Here is a 21,280-nt window from a genome sequence, read left to right as displayed (position 1 = left end):
AGTGTGCGAAAGCGTAATATACAAATTCGAGAACTGTAAATTGCGAATTTGCAAACATGGCGTCACGCAAACTCTATATCGGCCGCAAGGTGCGCGAACTGCGCGACGCCAACAAGGCGACGCAGGCGAGCTTTGCCGAACGCATCGGCATTTCGACCAGCTATCTCAACCAGATCGAGAACAACCAGCGCCCGGTTTCGGCGTCCGTTTTGCTGGCGCTTGCTGAAAAGTTCCAGATCGACATCACGGAGATTTCGCAAGGCGACGGCGATCGGCTGCTGTCGGCGCTCACCGAGGCGCTGAGCGACCCGCTGTTCGAGAACTACGCGCCGAACCTGCAGGAGCTCAAGCTGGTGACGCAGAACGCCCCGGGTTTTGCCCGGGCGCTGATCTCCGCCCACCAAGCCTATCGCCGCAACAGCGAGCAACTCGCCAGCCTCGACGACACGCTCGGCAAGAGCATCGGCCTGACAGAGCCGACTCCTTATGAGGAAGTGCGCGACTTCTTCCATTTCGTCGACAACTACATCCACAGCCTCGACATCGCCGCCGAGCGGCTTGCCGGCGAACTCGGCATCGGGGAGCGCGACAGCCATGCGGTGCTTGCCGGGCACCTCGAAAGCCGGCATGGCGTGCGCATCGCTCGCGCCGATGCCAATGACGACGCTTTGCGGCGCTTCGATCCCAAGTCGGGCGTGCTGTTTCTCAATCCCTATTCGCCGGTCGCTACCCGCAGTTTCCAGATCGCCTTCCAGATTGCCGAGATGGAAATGGAGACCGAGGTGGCGCAGATCGCGCGCTCAGCCGACTTCCGTACCGCGGAAGCGCTGGAGATCTGCAAGATGGGCCTGCGCAACTACTTTGCCGGGGCGCTCGCCTTTCCCTACCACGCGTTCATGAAAGCGGCCGGCGAGCTGCGTCATGATCTGGAGCTGCTTGCAGCGCATTTCGGCGCCAGCATCGAGCAGGTCGCGCACCGCCTCAGCACCCTGCAGCGCCCTGGTCATAAAGGCGTGCCGATTTTCTTTGCCCGCATCGACCGGGCCGGCAATATCACCAAGCGCCACAGCGCGGCCAAGCTGCAGTTCGCCCGCTTTGGCGCAGCTTGCCCGCTGTGGAACGTGCACCAGGCTTTCGAGATGCCGGGCCGGATCATCCGCCAGTTGGCAGAGACGCCCGATGGCGCGCGCTATCTCTGCATCGCCACGGAAATTTCCAAGGGCGGTGGCGGCTTCAACGCACCGCATCGCCGCTACGCCATAGCGCTTGGCTGCGAGGTCACTTACGCTCAGGATTTTGTCTACGCTGACGGGCTGGAGCTCAACAGCAAGACCGCCTACGACCCGATCGGCATCTCATGCCGCATCTGCGAGCGCACCAATTGCCAGCAGCGCGCCGTACCGCCGCTGAAGCGCAAGCTGGTGATCGACAAGGACGTTCGCCACCCGCTGCCTTACCGGATCGCCTGAAGCCTAGTTGTTCCTCGGGGCGAACAGCCCGCCGACGGCAAGCATCAGCCAGCCCAGGATCATGCCGGTTCCGCCGATTGGTGCCGCAAAGGGAAACAGGCGTTGGCCGAGATAGTCGCGGGCCAGGAGATCGCCGGAAAAGAGCAGCACTGCCAGAAGCAGGATGGCTGCTCCAACGTGCAGGATGCGGCTGTGGGCTGCGACCAGTGACAGCGCGATCAGCACGGGCGCATGAAACAGCAGGAAATTGGCCGCGGTGGCAACATTGGTGCTGCCACCATGGCTGGCTGCCGCCGAAAGCGCCACGCCGGCCGCGCCAAACAATGCAGCCGCCACGAACAGAACCCGGTCGAATTTCATTGATTTGCTCCTGAAGGCGCTTTCCCCGGGAAGATACGCGGAAGCTGGGAAGATGCGCGCCAAAATTCCATCCGTTTCGCGCGCCGATTGCCGCAGGATGGCCGCTTTCCTGTGGACCTTGAACTGGCGGAGATGAATGGCCGTTTGGCGTTCGGCCAGGCAGTCACTATGTTCGCGCACCGTTCAACAGGCACCAGGATTCCATGGCTGGCGACATCAGGAAAATCGCTGCGATCATCGCGGCCGAGATCAATGCGAAGCCCGAGCAGGTGGTGGCCGCGGTCGGACTGCTCGATGAGGGCGCAACCGTGCCGTTCGTTGCCCGCTACCGCAAGGAAGTGACCGGCGGCCTCGACGACACCCAGCTGCGCAATCTGTCCGAGCGCCTTGTCTATCTGCGCGAGCTTGAATCCCGGCGCGCCGCAATCGTCGAGTCGATCACCGGCCAGGGCAAGATGACCGACGATCTTGCCGTTCGCATCGCCACCGTCACGACCAAGGCCGAGCTTGAGGACATCTATCTGCCCTACAAGCCCAAGCGCCGCACCAAGGCGGAGATTGCCAGGGAACGCGGACTCGGTCCGCTGGCAGAGGCCATTCTCGCCGACCGTAGCCTTGTGCCCGCCGAGCTTGCCGTTGGCTATGTCGCTGGCGAAGTCGCTGACGTGAAGGCAGCGCTCGAAGGCGCGCGCGACATCGTCGCCGAAGGCATTTCGGAAAACGCCGAACTTCTTGGCCGCCTGCGCAATCACATGAAGGAGCGCGCGGTGATGCGCGCCCGCGTCGTCGACGGCAAGCAGGAGGCCGGCGCCAAGTTCTCCGACTATTTCGACCATTCCGAGCGCTGGGCCAACGTGCCAAGCCACCGCGCGCTCGCCATGCTGCGTGGCCGCAACGAGGATGTGCTGTCGCTCGATCTCGAGATCGACGCCGAAGACACCTCGCCGGTCAAGCCGGTCGAACGGATGATCGCCGCTGCCTACCAGATTGGCGCGACGCTGCCGGGCGACCAGTGGCTGATGACCGTCGCCGGCTGGACCTGGCGCGTGAAGCTGTCGCTGTCCTTGTCGCTCGACCTGATGCGCGACCTGCGCGAGGCGGCCGAAGAAGAGGCGATCCGCGTCTTTTCGCGCAACCTCAAGGACCTATTGCTCGCCGCACCCGCCGGCTCGCGCGCCACCATGGGCCTCGACCCGGGCATCCGCACCGGCGTCAAGGTCGCTGTCATCGACGCCACCGGCAAGGTGCTCGACACCACCACTGTCTATCCGTTCCCGCCGAAGAACGACGTGCGCGGCACCCAGGCCGAGCTTGCCAAATTGATCATTCGCCACAAGGTCGAACTGATCGCCATCGGCAACGGCACCGGCAGCCGCGAGACCGAACGCCTGGTTGCCGACTTGCTGACGGACATGCCGGCGCCCAAGCCGACAAAAGTCATCGTCAGCGAGGCCGGCGCGTCGGTCTATTCCGCGTCCGCCACGGCTGCCGCCGAGTTCCCCAATCTCGACGTGTCGCTGCGTGGTGCCGTGTCAATCGCCCGGCGCCTGCAGGACCCGCTCGCCGAGCTGGTCAAGATCGAGCCCAAGTCGATCGGCGTCGGCCAATATCAGCACGACGTCGACCAGTATCGGCTCGGCCGTTCGCTGGAAGCGGTGGTTGAGGACGCGGTGAACGCTGTTGGCGTCGACCTCAACACGGCGTCTGCGCCGCTGCTTGCCCGCGTCTCTGGCCTCGGACCGTCGCTTGCCGAGTCAATCGTCGCGCACCGCGACGCCTCGGGCGCCTTCGCCACGCGCCGCGACCTGCTTGCCGTGCCGCGGCTTGGACAGCGCGCCTTCGAGCAATGCGCCGGCTTCCTGCGCATCCGCGACGGCAAGGAACCGCTCGATGCGTCGTCGGTCCACCCCGAAGCCTATGGCGTGGCCAAGAAGATCGTCGCATCTTGCGGCCGCGACCTGCGCCAGCTGATGGGCGACAGCGCGGCGCTGAAGGCCATCGATCCACGGGCCTTTGTCGACGAGCGCTTCGGCCTGCCGACGGTGCGCGACATCATCGCCGAGCTGGAAAAGCCGGGCCGCGATCCGCGCCCGGGCTTCAAGACCGCGACCTTTGCCGACGGAGTCGACGACATCAAGGATCTGAAGCCGGGCATGTTGCTTGAAGGCACGGTCACCAACGTTGCCGCCTTTGGCGCCTTCGTCGACATCGGCGTGCACCAGGACGGGCTCGTGCATGTCTCGCAGCTCGCCGACAAGTTCGTGAAGGATCCGCACGAGGTGGTGAAGGCCGGCGACGTGGTCAAGGTCCGCGTCGTCGAGGTCGACATACCGCGCAAGCGTATCGGGCTGACCATGCGCAAGGATGGCGGCGAGCCGGCACCGCGCTCGGCAGCGCCTGCCAAGGCCCGCGACATGAAGTTCAGTTCATCGTCGCCCAAGCCGCAGCAAAACAAGCCGGAGCAGCAAGGCGCCTTCGGCGCCGCGCTGCTGGAGGCGATGAAACGCAAGTAGGTTGCGGTGCTGCCTGGCGATCTCCCCCTCACCCGGCCTCCGCTTTGCTCGGCCGACCTCTCCCCGAGGGGAGAGGAGACCGCGGGGGTTTGTGCCTTCCCTCTTCTCCCCACCGGGGAGAAGGTGGCCGCGCAGCGGCCGGATGAGGGGGCAGTCCGTCAGGAACGATCGCGAGCCCCTCTCCCCCAGCGGCATGATCGCCCTTGCCCGCTTGCCCGTTCCTGCTTAGAAAGCCCGGGAAACGCGGCCCCAGCCGGCCGCTTGCAAAAGGTGCCGTGCTCAAATGTCCAAGTGGAAAGACGTCAAGAAGGTCGTGCTCGCCTATTCCGGCGGTCTCGACACCTCCATCATCCTCAAGTGGCTGCAGACCGAGCTCAATGCGGAGGTCGTCACCTTCACCGCCGATCTCGGCCAGGGCGAGGAACTCGAGCCGGCGCGCAAGAAGGCAGAGATGATGGGGATCAAGGAGATCTTCATCGAGGACGTGCGCGAGGAATTCGTCCGCGACTTCGTCTTCCCGATGTTCCGCGCCAATGCCGTCTATGAGGGCGTCTACCTGCTCGGCACCTCGATCGCCCGTCCGCTGATCTCCAAACACCTCGTTGACATCGCCAAAAAGACCGGCGCCGACGCCATCGCCCATGGCGCCACCGGCAAGGGCAACGACCAGGTCCGCTTCGAGCTGTCGGCCTATGCGCTCAACCCCGACATCAAGATCATCGCGCCATGGCGCGATTGGGAATTCAAGTCGCGCACCGACCTGCTCGACTTCGCCGAAAAGCACCAGATCCCGGTCGCCAAGGACAAGAAGGGCGAAGCGCCGTTCTCGGTCGACGCCAACCTGTTGCACTCGTCGTCCGAGGGCAAGGTGCTCGAAGATCCGGCCGTTGAGGCGCCTGAATACGTCCACATGCGCACGATTTCGCCCGAGGCAGCGCCCGACAAGGCGACGATCATCAAGATCGGCTTCGAACAGGGCGACGCCGTGTCGATCAACGGCGAGCGCCTGTCGCCGGCGACGCTTCTTGCCAAGCTCAACGACTACGGCCGCGACAACGGCATCGGCCGTCTCGACCTGGTCGAGAACCGCTTCGTCGGCATGAAGTCGCGCGGCGTCTACGAGACCCCCGGCGGCACGATTTTGCTTGTGGCGCATCGCGCCATCGAATCGATCACGCTCGACCGTGGTGCCGCGCACCTCAAGGACGAGCTGATGCCGCGCTACGCCGAGCTGATCTATTACGGCTTCTGGTTCTCGCCCGAGCGCCAGATGCTGCAGGCGGCGATCGATCTCAGCCAGAAGGATGTCGAGGGCGAAGTCACCCTCAAGCTCTACAAGGGCAACGTCATGGTCATCGGGCGCGAAAGCGCGAAGTCGCTCTACTCGGACAAGCTGGTCACCTTCGAGGATGACCAGGGCGCCTACGACCAGAAGGACGCCGCCGGCTTCATCAAGCTCAACGCGCTGCGCCTGCGCACGCTGGCTGCGCGCAACCGGTGATGACGGGCTTTTTCTTCTCCCCGTTCTACGGGGAGAAGATGCCGGCAGGCAGATGAGGGGCGGTGCAAGCTTCCAGAGGTACGCGCTGCCCCTCATCCGGCCCTTTTGGCCACCTTCTCCCCGCAAGCGGGGAGAAGGAAAGACTCACGCCCCACCTTCGTAGTAATCCCCGAGATAGACCCGCTTGGCGGCCTCGTCGCGCGCGGAAAACAGATAGCGGCCAAAGGCCAGCCGCTCGTGATTCACCGCAGCCAGCTCCCAGACACAGAAGGTCGCGCGGTGCGGCCCAGGCAGGGCAAACAGCGAAAAATCAGGCGCTGCGGCGGTCTTGGCGTAGACCGTCTCCCACATCTCGTTGGCGTTGCGCCACGAACTCACCAGCAGGAAATGGAAGTCGCCGCCGCAGCGGTGCAGGATGACGAAGCCGAGCTCGCCCTTGAGGTTGAGGCGCCCGGTCGCCGTCTCGGCGGCCAGGAAGCGCTGCGCCAGCGCGCTGGTTTCGCGTGTTACCGGCGTCGCCGCTTCTGAGATTTCGTACCATTTCAGCAGGCCGCCGCCTGCCGTCGCCGGCAGTCCCGGCGTCACTGTCTTGGGGTAATGGGTGTAGCCTTCGACATTGCCGAAGCGCGAGAGATCGGCGGGCAGGCCGCTCTGGCTGTTCATGACAAGATCCTCGTCCGCATTGAAAAAGCCCGGTGTTGCCACCGGGCTTTTGTCATTCTGCGTCCGAGGCGCCGGCTTTGCCAGTGTGCCCCAAAAGTCTCCTGACAGGGTTGTGTCAGGTCATCAGGCGTCAGTTGCCGTCGATTTCCGCGCCGATGATGGCGATCGCCTGCTGGTAGACGCTGGCCGCGTTCCAGCCCTGCAGGGCGCCGAAATTGGCCTGGCCGGGCTGATAGCCGCCGCCGGCGCTCCAGCCATGGCCGCGCAGGAAGTTGGCGGTCGAAGCCAGGGCGTCCGCCTTTGAGCGGACCATGTCGATCTTGCCGTTGCCGTCGCCGTCGGCGCCATACTTCAGCACGTTGACCGGCAGGAACTGGGTCTGGCCGATTTCGCCGTGGGCAGCGCCGATGGCGTTGGGCGCCAGCGTGCCGCTCTGGACGAGCTTGAGTGCGGCGTAGAGCTGGTCGGTGAAGTATTCCGAACGGCGGCAGTCATAAGCAAGTGTCGCGACGGCCGACAGCGTGTGCTGGTTGCCCAAGAAGCCACCGAAGCCGGTTTCCATGCCCCAGATCGCGATCAGCGGGCCGGCTGGTACGCCGTAGCGGGCCTCGATGCTCTGGAACAGCGCCGCATTCTGCTTCTTGATGGTCTTGCCCTTGGAGGCAATCGCCTTGCCGCCGCGCTTGGCCATGAACTGGTCGAGCGAGAGCTTGAAGCTCTTCTGGTTGCGGTCGGCATAAATGGTCTTGGTGGCGTAGGTCGTCTTGGCGAGCGCGCTGAGCGCGTTGCCCTTGATGCCGTTCGCCGCCGCCTGGTCGGCGAACGATGCCTTCCATGCTTCGAAGCCTGCCGCGTTGTTGCCGCACTCCGCCGCATATGCGCCGCCAGCCATAGCCGCCAGCATGGCGGAGGCTGCAGCAAAAGTCTTCACCTTGGCAAATAATGCCATGCCGTTCTCCTGATGCCTGAATCAATGTCCCTGGGAGGGATGTTGCCAGCCCCACGCTCTCTTGTCATCGTTAAGAAGGCGTTTACGTCCCCGTCTGCCTACAATGGCAGGTGGCAAAAAACTCGCATACGATCAAGCAATGAATATGGCGAGAGCGGGGAAAAACCATGGAAGATGTCGATGTTGTGATCGTCGGCGCGGGGTCCGCGGGTCTTTCGGCGGCAAAAGTGCTTCGCCGGGCAGGACTTAGCTTCAAAGTGCTGGAAGCCATGGATCGCATAGGCGGTCGTGCCTGGACCAGCAACAAACACTTCGGTGTGCCCTTCGACATCGGTTGCGCCTGGCTGCACGCCGCCGACCGCAATCCCTACTTCCCCGAAGCGCAGGCCGCCGGGTGGACGATGCATCATCACGACATGAACATCGACCATCTCTATTACCGCAACCGCAAGGCGAGCGAGGACGAGGAGGCCGCCGTCAAGGCGGCCGATGCCGCCATGACCGTTCTGCTCGAAGGCCACAACAACGCCGACGACCGGCTTGGCGCGCTGTTGGCCAAGGGACGCTCGTCGCGCGCCGCAGCCACCTTCTGCGGACCGATGGATTTCGGCACCGACGAGGACGAAATCTCCATCGCCGACTTCAGGAATGCCGCCGACCTCGATCCCAACTACTTCACCAAGGAGGGTTATGGCACGCTCGTCGCGCGTTTCGGCGCCGATGTGCCGGTCGAGCTTGCCACGCCCGTGCGCCGGATCGATTGGGATGGCGCGGGCGTCAGCTGCCACACCGATCGCGGGGTACTGCGTGCCAATGCGGTGATCGTGACGGCATCGCCGGCGGTGCTGGCTTTCGAGGAGATCGCCTTTTCGCCCGCGCTGCCGGAAAGCTACGTGACAGCCTTTTTCGACCTGCCGATGGGCATGCTGACCAAGCTCCCAGTCGAGATCAGAGGCAGCCGCCTCGGGCTCAAGCCCTTCGACGACCTGCTTGTCGAACGTGCCGCGCGCCACGACATCTATTTCCTCAGCTTTCCCTTCGATCTCAATCTGATGGTCGGCTTTGTCGGCGGCGATTTCGCCTGGGAGCTGTCGGCCGCTGGCGAGGCGGCGGGTGTCGATTTCGCCACGGACAGGCTGTGCGAGATATTCGGCAACGACATACGCAAGCATGTCGGCCGCGCGATGATGACTAACTGGGGCGCGGAACGTTATGTCAGAGGTGCCTACGCTGCGGCACGCCCCGGCCGCTCCGAGGCGCGTGGGGTTCTGATGCAGCCTGTAGCCGAGCGCATCTTCTTCGCCGGCGAGCATCTTGCCGGACCGCTGATCCAGACCTGCGGCGGTGCCCGCCTGTCGGGGGAGGCGGTGGCCACCCAGGTGGTTGCGCAACTTGCCGTGCGACGCCGGCACATGTGAAACTGCTACAATTCGTGAGCGTTCCAAGCCGTGCCAGGCGGAACGGATGGTTGCCAGCGCCGTTTTCGCCTCTTGAGGGACCAAGAAAACGGAGCGAAAAGATGAAAACCAAACTGTTGTTGTTGCCCGCCGTTGCGGGCGCGCTTCTCGCCTTCTCAGGCCCGTCATTTGCCGATGTCGCGGTGCAGGCGGCCGCCGATCTCAACGTGCGTGCCGGCCCCGGCCCGCAATACCCCGTCATCGGCGTTATCGGTGCTGGACAGGCCACAACGCTGCGCGGCTGCCTTGAAGGCAGCAAATGGTGCAGTGTTGCCGATTCAGGCGGGGATGGCTGGGTCTATTCCGACTATCTTGTTGGGGACTTCGGTGGCCAGGAGATCGTGCTTTCCGCGCGCCCGGCCGATTCCGGCGTGATGGTCGTTGACCCGCCTGCCGCCGGTGGCGCTGGGGATGTCGTCATTGACGGCACGACCGGTGCAATCGTCGCCGGCGAAGCCATGACCGCCATCGAGCCGCCTGGCGAGGTTCGCACATATGTGACCGACCACAGGATAGAGCCGGTCTATCTCGAGGGCGAAGTCGTTGTCGGTGCCGGACTGCCGGAAACTGTCGAACTGTCGGAGATCCCCGACTACGAGTACCGGCGGCTGGGAGCTAAGACCGTCCGGAGCTAAAAACGTACTGCCGGGGTCTTGTCCGGGGCGTGTTCGACCCGCTTCAACATATGTTCGAATGCGGACGGGGGAACGGCCTTGGAATAGAGGTAGCCTTGGCCGACGCGGCAGCCCATGGCGTACAGCGCTGCTTCCTGCGCCCGCGTCTCGATGCCTTCGGCGACAACCGAAAGCCCCATGTCCCTGGCCATGCCGAGTACCGCGCGCACGATCGCAGCGTCCTGCGGATCCCGCAGCATGTCGCGGATAAAACTGCGGTCGACCTTGAGCACCGTAAGCGGGAAACGCTTGATGGTGCTGAGTGCTGCGTGGCCGGTGCCGAAATCGTCGAAGGCGAGGCCGACGCCCGCCTTGGCGAGCTTGCGGAACGGCGCCAGCGTGCGCTCCTCATAGTCAAGGGCGATGGTTTCGGTAACCTCGAGTTCCAGCGCATTGGCGGGCAGGCCATGACGCGAAAGCGTCGACGTCACCGTTTCGGCGAGGTTGCCCGCGTTGACCTGTACGGCGAACAGATTGATGGCCATCGTGATCGGGGCAAAGCCGTGGGTGCGCCACTCGGCCGACTGCCGGCAGGCCTCATCAAGGATCCAGTTGCCGACAGTCAGCGCGCCGGAGTGCGTTTCGAGGACGGCCAGGAAGTCGGCAGGCGCGAGCAATCCGCGTGAAGGATGGTTCCAGCGCAGCAGCGCCTCGGCGCCCAGCACCTTGCCCGTCTCCAGGCACACCTGCGGCTGGTAGTGCAGGACGAATTCCCGCGCGCTGATGGCGCGCAGCAGTTCGTCCTGCAGCGCGCGCCGCACCGCCACCGCGTTGCGCATGCCCGGTTCGAATATGCGATAGCTGCTGCCTTGCTGCCGTGCCCGGTAGAGCGCCAGGTCGGCGCTGGCCATCAGTTCCTCCGGGTCCCCGCCATCGCGGGGCGCGACCGCGCCGCCGATGCTGACGCCGAGCTTGAGCAGGTGGTCGCCGATTTCGAAAGGCTGTTCGAAGGAGTGCAGCAGGCTGCTTGCCGCGGCCACGACCGCCGCGGGCTTGTCGATGCCGCGCAACAGCACCGCGAACTCGTCGCTGCCGAGCCTCGCCACCATGGCATTGGCGTCGAGCGCGGCGGGCAACCGCACTGCCAGCGCCTGCAGCAGCGTGTCGCCGGTGGCGTGGCCGAGCGTGTCGTTGACCTTCTTGAAGCCGTCCAGATCGACAAGCAACAGCCCCGTCGCCTCGCCCTTCGAAAGCGCGTCCTCGAGCTGCATGTCGAACTGGAGCCGGTTGGGCAGGCCGGTCAACGTGTCCTGATGCGCCAGGCGATGCAGCCGCGTGTCGCGCTGCCTGCGCTCGGAGATGTCGCGGATGATGCCGCCCATCGAGACACCGTCAGGTCCCTGCCATACCGAAAGTGACAGCTCGATGGGGAATTCGCTTCCGTCGCGCCGCAAGGCCGAGACTTCGACCGTCTTGCCACTCAGCTTCGACGGCTCCCCGGCGCCGACGCGGGCGATGCCAGCGTTATGGGCCCCGCGCAATCTCGGCGGAATGATCAGGTCGAGCGTATTGCCGACCAGTTCGGTCCTGCTGTAGCCGAACATGCGCTCGGCCGACTTGTTGACGAAGGAAATGTTGCGGCTGGCATCGATGACCACCAGCGCAAATTCGATATTCTCGGCAAAGCCGGCAAGCGGCGAGGCATCTGCGGTCGGGGTCATGAAATCACCACCGTCCATCACTTTATGCGGACCAAGCTGGTGATCACACATGGTGGTAGTAGACTCTGAAATAGTACATGTATCCCCCCGGATGCCGCGCATGATAGCAGGGAAGTATTAACAGCCACTGATTTTCGCCCGAGAATCCGCCTGCAATCGCCATTCTCAGGCCTTTGTCTTGACTCCCTGGCCTTTTTCCTGTCTACAGCCCGCAAATTCCGCGAAGAGTTCCACTCCGAGCGGCCGACCGGGACACCCCTAGAGGGTACAAAACGATCCCGGAGGCCAACACCCGGCAGCGCAGTGCGCCCCCGGGTGCTTTTTGGTTTGGTTCAGGCGCGCGGAGGCATTACCTCTCGGTTCGACACCGGTTGGCTGAGAGAAGGGAAGTTGAATGTTTGAATCGCTGCAAGAGCGACTTGGATCGATCCTCAACGGCCTGACGGGCCGTGGCGCGCTGTCGGAGGCCGATGTTTCGGCTGCCCTGCGCGAGGTTCGCCGTGCGCTGCTTGAGGCCGACGTGGCGCTGGAAGTCGTCCGTGGGTTCACCGACCGCGTCCGCGAAAAGGCCGTCGGCGCTGCGGTTCTGAAGTCGATCAAGCCCGGGCAGATGGTCGTCAAGATCGTCCATGACGAGCTTGTCGAGATGCTCGGCTCCGAAGGCGTCGCCATCGATCTCAATGCGCCCGCGCCGGTCGTCATCATGATGGTCGGCTTGCAGGGCTCCGGCAAGACCACCACCTCGGCCAAGATCGCCAAGCGCCTCACCGAGCGCCAGGGTAAGAAGGTCCTGATGGCCTCGCTCGATACGCGCCGTCCGGCCGCGCAAGAGCAGCTGCGCCAGCTCGGCGAGCAGACCAAGGTCGCAACCCTTCCCATCATCGCCGGTCAGTCGCCGGTCGACATCGCCAAGCGCGCCGTCCAGGCGGCCAAGCTCGGCGGCCATGACGTCGTCATCCTCGACACCGCCGGCCGTACCCATATCGACGAGCCGCTGATGGTCGAGATGGCCGACATCCGCAAGGTGTCGGACCCGCACGAGATCCTGCTCGTCGCCGACTCGCTGACCGGCCAGGACGCCGTCAACCTCGCCAAGAATTTCGACGACCGGGTCGGCATAACCGGCCTGGTGCTGACCCGCATGGACGGCGACGGCCGTGGCGGTGCAGCGCTCTCGATGCGCGCCGTCACCGGCAAGCCGATCAAGCTGATCGGCGTCGGCGAAAAGATGGACGCGCTTGAGGAGTTCTATCCCAAGCGCATCGCCGACCGTATCCTCGGCATGGGCGACATCGTTTCGCTGGTCGAAAAGGCTGCTGAAAACATCGACGCGGAAAAAGCCGCGGCGATGGCCAAGAAGATGCAGTCGGGCAAGTTCGACCTGAACGACCTCGCCGACCAGCTTGGCCAAATGCAGAAGATGGGCGGCATGGGCGGCATCATGGGAATGATGCCGGGCATGGGCAAGATGAAGGACCAGATGGCTGCGGCCGGACTGGACGACAAGATGTTCGGGCGCCAGATCGCCATCATCTCATCGATGACCAAGGCCGAGCGCGCCAATCCCGACGTGTTGAAGCACTCGCGCAAGAAGCGCATCGCCGCAGGCTCCGGCACCGATGCGGCGGAAATCAACAAGCTGCTCAAGATGCATCGCCAGATGGCCGACATGATGAAAGCCATGGGCGGCAAGGGCAAGGGCGGTGGCCTGATGCGCGGCATGATGGGCGGCCTTGCCCAGAAGATGGGCCTTGGTGGCGGCATGGGCGGCATGCCCGACCTGTCCAAGATGGACCCCAAGCAGCTCGAAGCTTTGCAGAAGCAGGCGGAAGCTGCCGGCCTCGGTGGTGGCCTCAAGGGCCTTCCAGGTGGCATGGGCGGCGGCGGTTTGCCGGGCCTGCCTGGTGGCATGAAGCTTCCGGGTCTCGGCGGCGGCCTGCCCGGCCTTGGCAAGAAGAAGTGAGGAGCGCGCGATGACCGACACCAATCCTCAGGCGCAGCTCCAGGAACTGCGCGCTTCGATCGACAACATCGATGCAGCCTTGATCCACATGCTGGCCGAGCGTTTCCGCTGCACCAAGGCTGTCGGCGTGCTCAAGGCCACTCACGGACTGCCGCCGGCCGATCCGGCACGCGAACAGACCCAGATTGCGCGTCTCCGGCGCCTTGCCGACGATGCGCATCTCGACCCCGATTTCGCGGAGAAGTTCTTGAACTTCATCATCCGCGAGGTGATCCGTCACCACGAAATGCTGGCCGCCGAGCGAAATGGCGGCTCAGACAGGACTACCTCCGCCTGATGGCGGAATAAGCAGAACATACCAAACCCAAGACAGAACTATTCAGGAGTAAGACAATGTCCCTTAAGATCCGCCTGGCCCGCGCCGGCTCCAAGAAGCGCCCCTACTACCACATCGTCATCGCTGACGCCCGCAGCCCGCGCGACGGCCGCTTCATCGAGGCGATCGGCGCCTGGAACCCGCTGCTGCCCAAGGATGGCGAGCGCATGAAGATCGACGCCGACCGCGCCAAGTACTGGCTGTCGAACGGCGCGCTGCCGACCGACCGCGTTGCCCGCTTCCTCGACGAGGCTGGCCTGGTGAAGCGCGAAGCCCGCACGAACCTGACCAAGGGCGAGCCGGGCAAGAAGGCCCAGGAACGCGCTGCCGCGCTGAAGAAGGCCCAGGACGACGCTGCTGCCGCCATCGCAGCCGCGACTGCCGCTCCGGCCGAAGCTTCGGCAGAGTAATTTTCGCTTATTTGGCGAATGGAAAACGGCGGGCCGAAAGGTCCGCCGTTTTGCGTTTCAGGTCGCAGATTCGAGCCCTTTCGCGGCCACCGCCGTACCCGGCTAAGCTCATGACATTTATATGACATTCCGTTTAAGCAAGCGGTAAGCCCGCGCCGGCTAGGTTGCCGGTGATGGCGCGTGGGCAATGTGCACCGCGCAGGCATGATGCCGCGCCGTCGCGCCGAATTCGCTTCGGCATGTGCTGAAATCGATGCGACGCTGTGTCGACGCCCGACGAAGGTCGGGCCGCCGGACGCATTGCGTCGCGCAATGGCAGGTGACGACGTATGCTGACGGCGATGCGGGGAGGAAAGTGGCAACGGGATGAGATGACGGCGCCCGACCCGCTCGAGCACAGCGCGAGGGCCAAGGAGCTGCCGGGGGACATCGCCACGGAATTCGACGATGTCGGGCTGGTGCTGCGGCGCTGGCAGGCGGCCTGCATCGACGGCGCCTTGCCGCCATACGAGGAGCTGGCGCTCGGCAGCGTCGGCCGCTTCGCCGACGAGATGGCGGTGGTCCGGCTTCACCCGGGCAAGGACAGCTTCATCCTGCGTGCCGGGCCGCGGTTCAGTGCCATAGCCGGCCTGAGCGAGCCCGCAGCCGTGCTGTCGGTGCTGCCATTCGCTTTCCAGCGCGCCATATCAGGTGCGATCGATCTTGCCCGCCCGGCGGCGCGTCCGCGGCTGGCGCTGTGCCGCTCGATCGTCGACGGCATGGTCTCCACCGTCGAAGTTCTGGCGCTGCCGCTTTCATGCCGCTGGCCGGGCGAATACTTCCTGATCTTCGCGCGGCCGCGCAAAAGCCAGATCGACCTGGCCCGGCTGCTGATCAATTCGACCGACGAGGGCATCCTGGCGCTCAGCGCGCTCGAATCCGTCGGTGGCGAGACACGGGACTATCAGGTCCTCAGCATCAACAACGCTGCCGCGCGCCTTCTTGGCGTGTCGGCCGAAGACATGCGTTTCAGGCTGCTGTCGCAGGCGAGCGCCGCCTGTGGCCTGTCGCGCCTGCTCGACGAATGCGGCGTTGCCCGCGCGCACGGCGTGGCCGCGCCGTCGCTCGAGCTGGAATACCAGCTGGGTGGCGAAACCGTTTCGCTGCAGGTCGGCGTCGCCGAGACCGATGGCTTGCTGGCCGTGACCCTGACCGACATACGCGAGATCAGGAACCGCGAAACGCTGTTTCGTTCACTGTTCGACGACAACCCGGTGCCGATGTATGTGCGCCAGGCCGATGGCGGCGCGTTCCTGAACGTGAACACTGCCGCGCTCAACCTCTACGGCCGTGGGCGTGGCGAGTTCCTGGCGCTCGGCATCGCCGACCTCGAACCCGATGTCGCCGGTCTGCCGGCGTCGGGCGAGCGGTTCGTGCGTCACCGCACGGCGGCGGGCAGCGAGCTTGATGTCATCGAGTATGCCAGGAACATCCAGGTCGGCTCCGCGCCGGCGACGCTGTCGACAATCGTCGACATCACCGAGCGCAAGCGCGCCGAGGACCGCATTTCATTCCTCGCCCACCACGACCCGCTGACCGGCGTCGGCAACCGCACGACCTTCTCGCAGGAGATCGAAGAGGCGGTGACGACAGCCGTCGCCGGACATCAGCCTTTCGCGCTGCTGCTTGTCGACCTCGACGACTTCAAGGCCGTCAACGACACGCTCGGCCACGCCGCCGGCGATTCCCTGCTGATCGAGACGGCGGACCGTATCCGCAAGCTTCTGCGCCGCAGCGATCTCGTCGCCCGGCTCGGCGGCGACGAGTTCGCCATCCTGCTGCGCGGCGCGCTCAGCCGCGCCGATGTCGAGACGCTGGCCAAGCGCATCATCCAGGCGATCAGCGAGCCGCATGCCTATGAAGGCCACAAGCTGTCGATCGGCGCCAGCCTGGGTGCCGCGATCGCGCCGGCCGATGCGCGCGACGCTGGCACGCTGCTCAAATGCGCCGACCTCGCGCTCTACCGCTCCAAGCGCGATGGCAAGGGTGCATTCCATTTCTTCGAGCCGGAGATGGATGCCGAGATGCGCGATCGCCGCGAGCTCGAATTCGAGCTGCGCTGTGCTGATCTCGACCGCGAACTTGAGCTGCATTACCAGCCGATCATCTCGGTGAAGACGGGCGCGCTGCGTGGCTTCGAGGCGCTTGTGCGCTGGCGCAACCCCAGGCGTGGCATGGTCTCGCCGGCGGAGTTCATCCCGCTTGCCGAAGAGACCGGCATGATCGAGGCGATCGGCCGCTGGGTACTCGACGAGGCCTGCCGCCGTGCCTCGACCTGGCCGGAAGACCTTGTCATTGCGGTCAACGCCTCGGCGGTGCAGTTTCGCCAGGGCCAGTTCGCGGAGACCATCAGCCAGGCGGTTGCCAGGTCCGGGCTCGACCCGTCGCGGCTCGAGATCGAGATCACCGAATCCGTTCTTCTGGCCGATACGGGCGCCAATCTCGCCGTCCTGCAGCGTCTCAAGGAAATCGGCGTGCGCATCGCGCTCGACGATTTCGGCACCGGTTATTCCTCTATGAGTTACCTCAGGCGCTTTCCATTCAGCCGGCTAAAGATTGACCGCTCCTTCGTCCGCGACATCGGCAGCAGCCGCGAATCGATGGCGATCGTGCGCGCCATCATCGGCCTCGGCGCCAATCTTGGAATCGACACGACGGCCGAGGGTGTTGAAACCGGCGCCCAGCTCGAACTGCTCAGGCAGGAACGCTGCGGCGAGATCCAGGGCTTCCTGTTCAGCCCACCGGTCGATGGCACAGGGGCAGCGGAGATCATCGCAAGCTATCGTGGCAATGAGGTTCAGGTGGCTTAGGCTGATAGCTTGACCCCGCCGCCCGACCGCGCAACCTAAGCTGCATCGAGGTCCGGAGGAACAGGCCATGTCCGACAAGATTTCCGCTGTGAATGCCGACGGGATCTCGGAGCCTTTTGCCACTGAAACGGCGCCGCTCGAAGCTTTTTCGCAAGGCGAGCGCTTTGGCAGCAGCTTCAGGCACCTGTCCAGCTTTGGCGGCGGCGATCATGTCGGGGTGGCGCTTGAAGAGCTTGCGCCGGGCAAGGAGTCCAACCCATCGCACTACCACATGCTCGAGGAGGAGCATGTCTATATCCTGGAAGGTGCGCTTACGCTCAGGCTCGGGGCGCGCGCCTACGTCATGAAGGCCGGCGACTATGTCTGCTTTCCGGCCGGCCAGAAGGTCGGGCATTCGCTGTTCAACCACACGGATGCCGCGTGCCGCTATCTGATCATCGGCGAGCGCAATCCCAACGATGTCATCGTCTATCCGGAATCCGGCCGAGTCAGCGTCCGTCTCACCGGCGAGGGCTACAGCACATCGGCGACGATGGACTATTGGGAAGGCATCGATTCGAGCTCAGCCGGTGCCCAGGCCCGCGCGGCGCCGGCTCAGGAATAGTAGAAATTCTCCGCCGGCAGCATCGGCGGCGGGGTCTCGCCGAGTGCTTCGAACACCGAGATCTCGCAGACGCGGCACAGGCCGTCGAGCGCGAGGTCGTTGGCCTCCATGCCGAAGGGGTCTTCGAGCTCTTCCGAAAGCGCGTCGAGCCCGAAGAAGGTGTAGGCGATCAGCGCGGTGAACAGAGGTGTCGCCCAGCCGGCCGAGCCCGCAAGCCCGAACGGCAGCAGCAGGCAGAAGATATAGGCCGTGCGCTGCAGCAGCAGCGTGTAGGCGAAGGGCAGGGGCGTTCCCATGATGCGCTCGCAGCCGGCCTGAAGTGCTGAAATCGCCGCCAGCCTTTCGTCGAGGATGCGGTAGTCCATCGCCTCCAGCACCTTGGCGCGCTTGAGTGCACCGAGCCTTGCGCCCATGCGGCGCATCGATGCGTCGGGCCTGTTGGCGGCGGCATGGATTTCATCGACGGCATCGCCGACAAAGGGACGAGCAGCCTCGCGCGTGTCGACACGGCGCAGCTCTCCACGCAGGAAATGGCAAAAGGCCAGCGAATCCATCAAAAGCGGCCTGAGCTCGTCGCGGTCGGAGATCATCGCGGTCGCGGCGCGGGACAGGTTGCGGATCTCGAAGACGAGCTGGCCCCACAGCTTGCGTGCCTCCCACCAGCGGTCATAGGCGGCGTTGTTGCGGAAGCCGAGATAGACGGAAAGGGCGACGCCGAGCAGGGCGAAAGGCGCTACGCCGGCATCGCCGAGATCGAGTTCGAGCAGCTTGATCGCGGCGACCACCGCCGCACCATAGAGCGCGAAGCCAAATATCTGCGGCAGGATGCGCGGCACGACGGAACCGCGCATGACGAAGAACAGCTTCAGCAGGCCGGTGCGGGGGCGAACGATCATGGGCCTGATCCCTTTGTATGGTAGGTGAACGGCCGCCATTGTGCGCCGGGGAGGGCGCGGGAGTCACGATCAATCGCGACATGATCGGCGATTTCGTCGAATTATTTCAGGTGCTTGCTGTCCGTGCGCTGTTCTTGCAACGCAGGCCTATCCGGATGGAAGCGGACGTCTCCTGCATAGGCAGGCAGGTCGAGATCGCCCTTGCGGGCATAGAGAATGTCGGGCAGCCCTTCTTCATTTCGGGACCCATCGCCGAATGCTTCCGCCGCAAAACCGTGTCGTTCGTAGAAACGCCGGGCGCCGTGATTGGCCTCGAAGCAGTAAAGTTTCACGTGAGTCATTTTGGCGGTCGCGTGGCGTAACAGCTGAGTGCCGATGCCGCGGCCGGTCCAGGCCGGGTCGAGATAGAGCTGCTCTATCCAGTCGCCATCGACGGTGGCGAAGCCGACAACCTTGTCCTGGAGTGTTGCGACAGTGACTTGCTGCTCCGCAAGCAGGCAACTGCTGACGAAGCGCAGGTCTTCGTCAGGCGTATGCAGCTGAGGCATCCAGTCGAAGGCGGCGAGCGCCGCCCTCAGGATGCGGGCGATGTCGTGTGCGTCCTGAGCCTCGGCGGGACGCAGCACGACATCGGGCATTTTTCGTCAGGCTGCCTTCTTCTTCGGCGAGATCAGGCCGCGCTCGACAAGAAGCTCGGCGATCTGGATGGCGTTGAGGGCAGCACCCTTGCGCAGATTGTCGGAGACGATCCACATCGACAGGCCGTTGTCGATGGTCTGGTCTTCGCGGATGCGCGAGATGTAGGTCGCGTCTTCGCCAGCCGAGTCGAGCGGGGTGGCGTAACCGCCGTCCTCGTGCTTGTCGATGACAAGGCAACCCGGCGCCTCGCGCAGGATGTCGCGCGCTTCTTCGGCGGTAATCGGGTTTTCGAACTCGATATTGACGGCTTCGGAGTGGCCGATGAACACCGGCACGCGCACGCAGGTCGCGGTCAGCTTGATCTTGGGGTCGAGCATCTTCTTGGTCTCGGCGACCATCTTCCACTCTTCCTTGGTCGAGCCGTCTTCCATGAAGACGTCGATGTGCGGAATGACGTTGAAGGCGATGCGCTTGGTGAACTTCTTGTTCTCCACCGAATCGGCCACGAACACGGCGCGCGTTTGCGTGAACAACTCGTCCATGCCTTCCTTGCCGGCGCCCGAAACGGACTGGTAGGTGGCAACCACGACGCGCTTGATCTTGGCAACGTCATGCAGCGGCTTCAGCGCCACGACAAGCTGGGCGGTCGAGCAGTTCGGGTTGGCGATGATGTTTTTCCGCGTGAACAGCGAGATGGCGTCCGGGTTCACTTCCGGAACGATAAGCGGCACGTCCTGGTCGTAGCGGAAAGCGGACGAGTTATCGATGACGACGCAGCCCATCTTGCCGATCTTGGGCGACCATTCCTTGGAGACATTGCCGCCGGCCGACATGATGCAGATGTCGACATCGGAAAAATCATACTGGTCGAGGACCTTGGTCTTCAGGGTCTTGTCGCCGAACGACACTTCGGAGCCGAGCGAGCGGCGCGACGCCAGCGGCACGATCTCATCGATCGGAAAGCCGCGTTCCTCGAGGATATTGAGCATTTCCCGGCCGACATTGCCCGTGGCGCCGACGACTGCAACCTTGAAACCCATATCGAAAATCTCCTGTCCCTCTCCGCTCGCTTTTTGGAGAAAACCCGCTGGCCGTTGCGGGCTTCATCCCCCGGGCCGGACCCGGGAGAGGGTGAGCAGGCCAAGGGAAATCACACCGTTTTGGTGGTGGTGGTTTTGGCCATGGTTTTGGTCGAAAGCAGGGACACGGTTCCGCGCCCGGCACGATGGTTGGCATCGTGGCCGGGGAAGTCGAATGCGAAAAGCGCCATCAAGAGGCCGCGCATCGGAGGGATCCCTGTTCGTCGCCGCTTTTATCCGGTTTGCATGGAGAGTCAATCGGTGAACGAAGCAGAGCCCGGGCTCCGGCTGATGTGATTTGACCTTTGTCGCGAGCCACCTAGGCTTCGCCGCGGATCGATGACGGAGGAACCCATGGAAATCCTGTCAAAACGTTTCCGCTTGGCTGGCGCGCTTGCCGCATTGGCCATGCTCACCTTTCCGGCGCTCGCCCACCACGGCTGGTCCTGGACCCAGGACGGCTTTTTCGAACTCAGGGGCACGATCGCCGACATCTACATCGGCAATCCGCATGCAACACTCGACGTCGACGTCGAGGGCGACATCTGGCGGGTGGAACTTGCTCCGCCGGCCCGAACCATCGCCGCCGGCTTCACCGATGAGGTCGCCAAGAAAGGCGACGAGGTGGTGGCGATCGGCAACCGCTCGCGCGACGAAACCGAAAAGCGCATGAAGGCAGTCCGGATCACCGTCAACGGCGAGACCTTTGACGTCTATGCAGACCGCGTGCCGCCGAGCTAAGCGGGGTCGCGCGGATGGAGCCTTTCCAGGCGATCGAGCAGCTCACCTTCGTCAGGGTGCTGAAGGCTTCCTTTGTCGCCTATCCGGTCGTCAATGCCGTGCATATCGCCGCCATAGGCGCGCTGCTGACTTCCGTCACGTTGCTCGACCTGCGCATTCTCGGGGCGCTTCGCACCCTGCCCGAACGCCCGTTCATGGTACTGATGCGAAGGACAGCCCTGCTGGCCTTCGGGGTGGCAGCCTTGAGCGGGCTTCTGCTCTTTTCCGTGCGGGCGTCGCATTACGCCCAGTTGCCGGTCTTCTTGGCTAAGATGGTGCTCATCGCGCTGGCTGGAACCAATTTCGTTGTCTTTGCCGCAGTCGAATGCGGAAAGGGGCATCGCCGCGCGTTGCGCCTGCTTGCCGTGCTGTCGATCATGCTGTGGTGCGCCGTCCTGTTGTGCGGCCGCTTCATCGGCTTCTTGTGACTGGCGGTA

The 21,280-nt window shown here is 64.1% G+C and carries 20 protein-coding genes; 12 read left to right on the top strand and 8 right to left on the bottom strand.

Features of this window, described 5'->3' with window-relative positions; translation table 11 throughout:
• The first annotated feature begins 56 nt into the window (after positions 1 to 56).
• Positions 57 to 1,469, top strand: coding sequence for a helix-turn-helix domain-containing protein (locus J1C56_RS26165; protein WP_214392921.1), 1,413 nt, complete (start codon positions 57 to 59; stop codon positions 1,467 to 1,469).
• 3 nt (positions 1,470 to 1,472) lie between these two features.
• Here J1C56_RS26165 and J1C56_RS26160 read toward each other — a convergent pair whose 3' ends face one another.
• Positions 1,473 to 1,829 carry a DUF423 domain-containing protein gene (locus tag J1C56_RS26160; RefSeq protein WP_214392920.1) on the bottom strand — a complete coding sequence of 119 codons (357 nt, stop codon included), beginning with the start codon at positions 1,827 to 1,829 and terminating at the stop codon, positions 1,473 to 1,475.
• 203 nt (positions 1,830 to 2,032) lie between these two features.
• Between J1C56_RS26160 and J1C56_RS26155 the strand changes: the two genes are divergently transcribed.
• Together J1C56_RS26155 and J1C56_RS26150 are read left to right on the top strand one after the other, a co-directional pair.
• The gene (locus J1C56_RS26155; RefSeq protein ID WP_214392919.1) at positions 2,033 to 4,342 is read left to right on the top strand and encodes a Tex family protein; all 2,310 of its coding nucleotides are present in this window, start codon (positions 2,033 to 2,035) and stop codon (positions 4,340 to 4,342) included.
• 283 nt (positions 4,343 to 4,625) lie between these two features.
• Positions 4,626 to 5,843, top strand: coding sequence for an argininosuccinate synthase (locus tag J1C56_RS26150; protein ID WP_214392918.1), 1,218 nt, complete (start codon positions 4,626 to 4,628; stop codon positions 5,841 to 5,843).
• 144 nt (positions 5,844 to 5,987) lie between these two features.
• Here J1C56_RS26150 and J1C56_RS26145 read toward each other — a convergent pair whose 3' ends face one another.
• The gene (locus tag J1C56_RS26145) at positions 5,988 to 6,506 is read right to left on the bottom strand and encodes a hypothetical protein (RefSeq protein ID WP_214392917.1); all 519 of its coding nucleotides are present in this window, start codon (positions 6,504 to 6,506) and stop codon (positions 5,988 to 5,990) included.
• Between the two features lie 130 nt (positions 6,507 to 6,636).
• Positions 6,637 to 7,455, bottom strand: coding sequence for a lytic murein transglycosylase (locus J1C56_RS26140; RefSeq protein ID WP_214392916.1), 819 nt, complete (start codon positions 7,453 to 7,455; stop codon positions 6,637 to 6,639).
• A 167-nt stretch (positions 7,456 to 7,622) separates the two neighbouring features.
• Here J1C56_RS26140 and J1C56_RS26135 point away from each other — a divergent pair, with 167 nt between their 5' ends.
• Together J1C56_RS26135 and J1C56_RS26130 are read left to right on the top strand one after the other, a co-directional pair.
• A complete protein-coding gene (locus J1C56_RS26135) occupies positions 7,623 to 8,873 on the top strand; it encodes a flavin monoamine oxidase family protein (RefSeq protein ID WP_214392915.1) in 1,251 nt (416 codons plus the stop codon).
• A 101-nt stretch (positions 8,874 to 8,974) separates the two neighbouring features.
• Positions 8,975 to 9,547, top strand: a complete 573-nt coding sequence (locus J1C56_RS26130) for an SH3 domain-containing protein (protein WP_214392914.1) — start codon at positions 8,975 to 8,977, stop codon at positions 9,545 to 9,547.
• On the opposite strand, the gene J1C56_RS26125 is transcribed toward J1C56_RS26130, so the two are convergent.
• Positions 9,544 to 11,247 (bottom strand): putative bifunctional diguanylate cyclase/phosphodiesterase, encoded by a 1,704-nt coding sequence (locus J1C56_RS26125; RefSeq protein WP_214392913.1) that lies wholly within the window; start codon positions 11,245 to 11,247, stop codon positions 9,544 to 9,546. The genes J1C56_RS26130 and J1C56_RS26125 overlap by 4 nt on opposite strands.
• Before the next feature lie 394 nt (positions 11,248 to 11,641).
• Here J1C56_RS26125 and ffh point away from each other — a divergent pair, with 394 nt between their 5' ends.
• The 5 genes from ffh to J1C56_RS26100 all read left to right on the top strand — a co-directional run bounded on the left by ffh (position 11,642) and on the right by J1C56_RS26100 (position 17,449).
• Complete coding sequence (gene ffh, locus J1C56_RS26120; protein WP_214392912.1) at positions 11,642 to 13,210, top strand: signal recognition particle protein; 1,569 nt, start codon at positions 11,642 to 11,644, stop codon at positions 13,208 to 13,210.
• A gap of 10 nt (positions 13,211 to 13,220) precedes the next feature.
• Positions 13,221 to 13,547 carry a chorismate mutase gene (locus tag J1C56_RS26115; RefSeq protein WP_214392911.1) on the top strand — a complete coding sequence of 109 codons (327 nt, stop codon included), beginning with the start codon at positions 13,221 to 13,223 and terminating at the stop codon, positions 13,545 to 13,547.
• A gap of 56 nt (positions 13,548 to 13,603) precedes the next feature.
• The gene (gene rpsP / locus J1C56_RS26110; protein ID WP_214392910.1) at positions 13,604 to 13,996 is read left to right on the top strand and encodes a 30S ribosomal protein S16; all 393 of its coding nucleotides are present in this window, start codon (positions 13,604 to 13,606) and stop codon (positions 13,994 to 13,996) included.
• A gap of 371 nt (positions 13,997 to 14,367) precedes the next feature.
• Positions 14,368 to 16,845, top strand: a complete 2,478-nt coding sequence (locus J1C56_RS26105) for a putative bifunctional diguanylate cyclase/phosphodiesterase (RefSeq protein ID WP_214392909.1) — start codon at positions 14,368 to 14,370, stop codon at positions 16,843 to 16,845.
• 67 nt (positions 16,846 to 16,912) lie between these two features.
• Positions 16,913 to 17,449, top strand: coding sequence for a cupin domain-containing protein (locus tag J1C56_RS26100; protein ID WP_214392908.1), 537 nt, complete (start codon positions 16,913 to 16,915; stop codon positions 17,447 to 17,449).
• Here the strand turns inward: J1C56_RS26100 and J1C56_RS26095 are convergent.
• The 4 genes from J1C56_RS26095 to J1C56_RS33345 form a co-directional block, all read right to left on the bottom strand.
• Positions 17,440 to 18,345, bottom strand: a complete 906-nt coding sequence (locus J1C56_RS26095; RefSeq protein ID WP_214392907.1) for a bestrophin family protein — start codon at positions 18,343 to 18,345, stop codon at positions 17,440 to 17,442. The genes J1C56_RS26100 and J1C56_RS26095 overlap by 10 nt on opposite strands.
• Positions 18,346 to 18,446: 101 nt before the next feature.
• A complete protein-coding gene (locus J1C56_RS26090; protein ID WP_214392906.1) occupies positions 18,447 to 18,983 on the bottom strand; it encodes a GNAT family N-acetyltransferase in 537 nt (178 codons plus the stop codon).
• Between the two features lie 6 nt (positions 18,984 to 18,989).
• The gene (locus tag J1C56_RS26085) at positions 18,990 to 20,024 is read right to left on the bottom strand and encodes an aspartate-semialdehyde dehydrogenase (RefSeq protein ID WP_214392905.1); all 1,035 of its coding nucleotides are present in this window, start codon (positions 20,022 to 20,024) and stop codon (positions 18,990 to 18,992) included.
• 110 nt (positions 20,025 to 20,134) lie between these two features.
• Positions 20,135 to 20,269 (bottom strand): hypothetical protein, encoded by a 135-nt coding sequence (locus J1C56_RS33345; RefSeq protein ID WP_275945182.1) that lies wholly within the window; start codon positions 20,267 to 20,269, stop codon positions 20,135 to 20,137.
• 148 nt (positions 20,270 to 20,417) lie between these two features.
• On the opposite strand from J1C56_RS33345, the gene J1C56_RS26080 reads away from it, so the two are divergent.
• Positions 20,418 to 20,804 carry a DUF6152 family protein gene (locus J1C56_RS26080; RefSeq protein WP_214392904.1) on the top strand — a complete coding sequence of 129 codons (387 nt, stop codon included), beginning with the start codon at positions 20,418 to 20,420 and terminating at the stop codon, positions 20,802 to 20,804.
• A 14-nt stretch (positions 20,805 to 20,818) separates the two neighbouring features.
• Entirely contained in the window at positions 20,819 to 21,271 is a 453-nt protein-coding gene (locus tag J1C56_RS26075; RefSeq protein WP_214392903.1) for a hypothetical protein, read from the top strand.
• Positions 21,272 to 21,280 lie beyond the last annotated feature (9 nt).

It is taken from the genome of Aminobacter anthyllidis (assembly GCF_018555685.1).
GTDB lineage: Bacteria > Pseudomonadota > Alphaproteobacteria > Rhizobiales > Rhizobiaceae > Aminobacter > Aminobacter anthyllidis.
The sequence above is the reverse complement of the archived record's forward strand: the minus strand, read 5'-3'. Positions and strand labels throughout refer to the sequence as shown.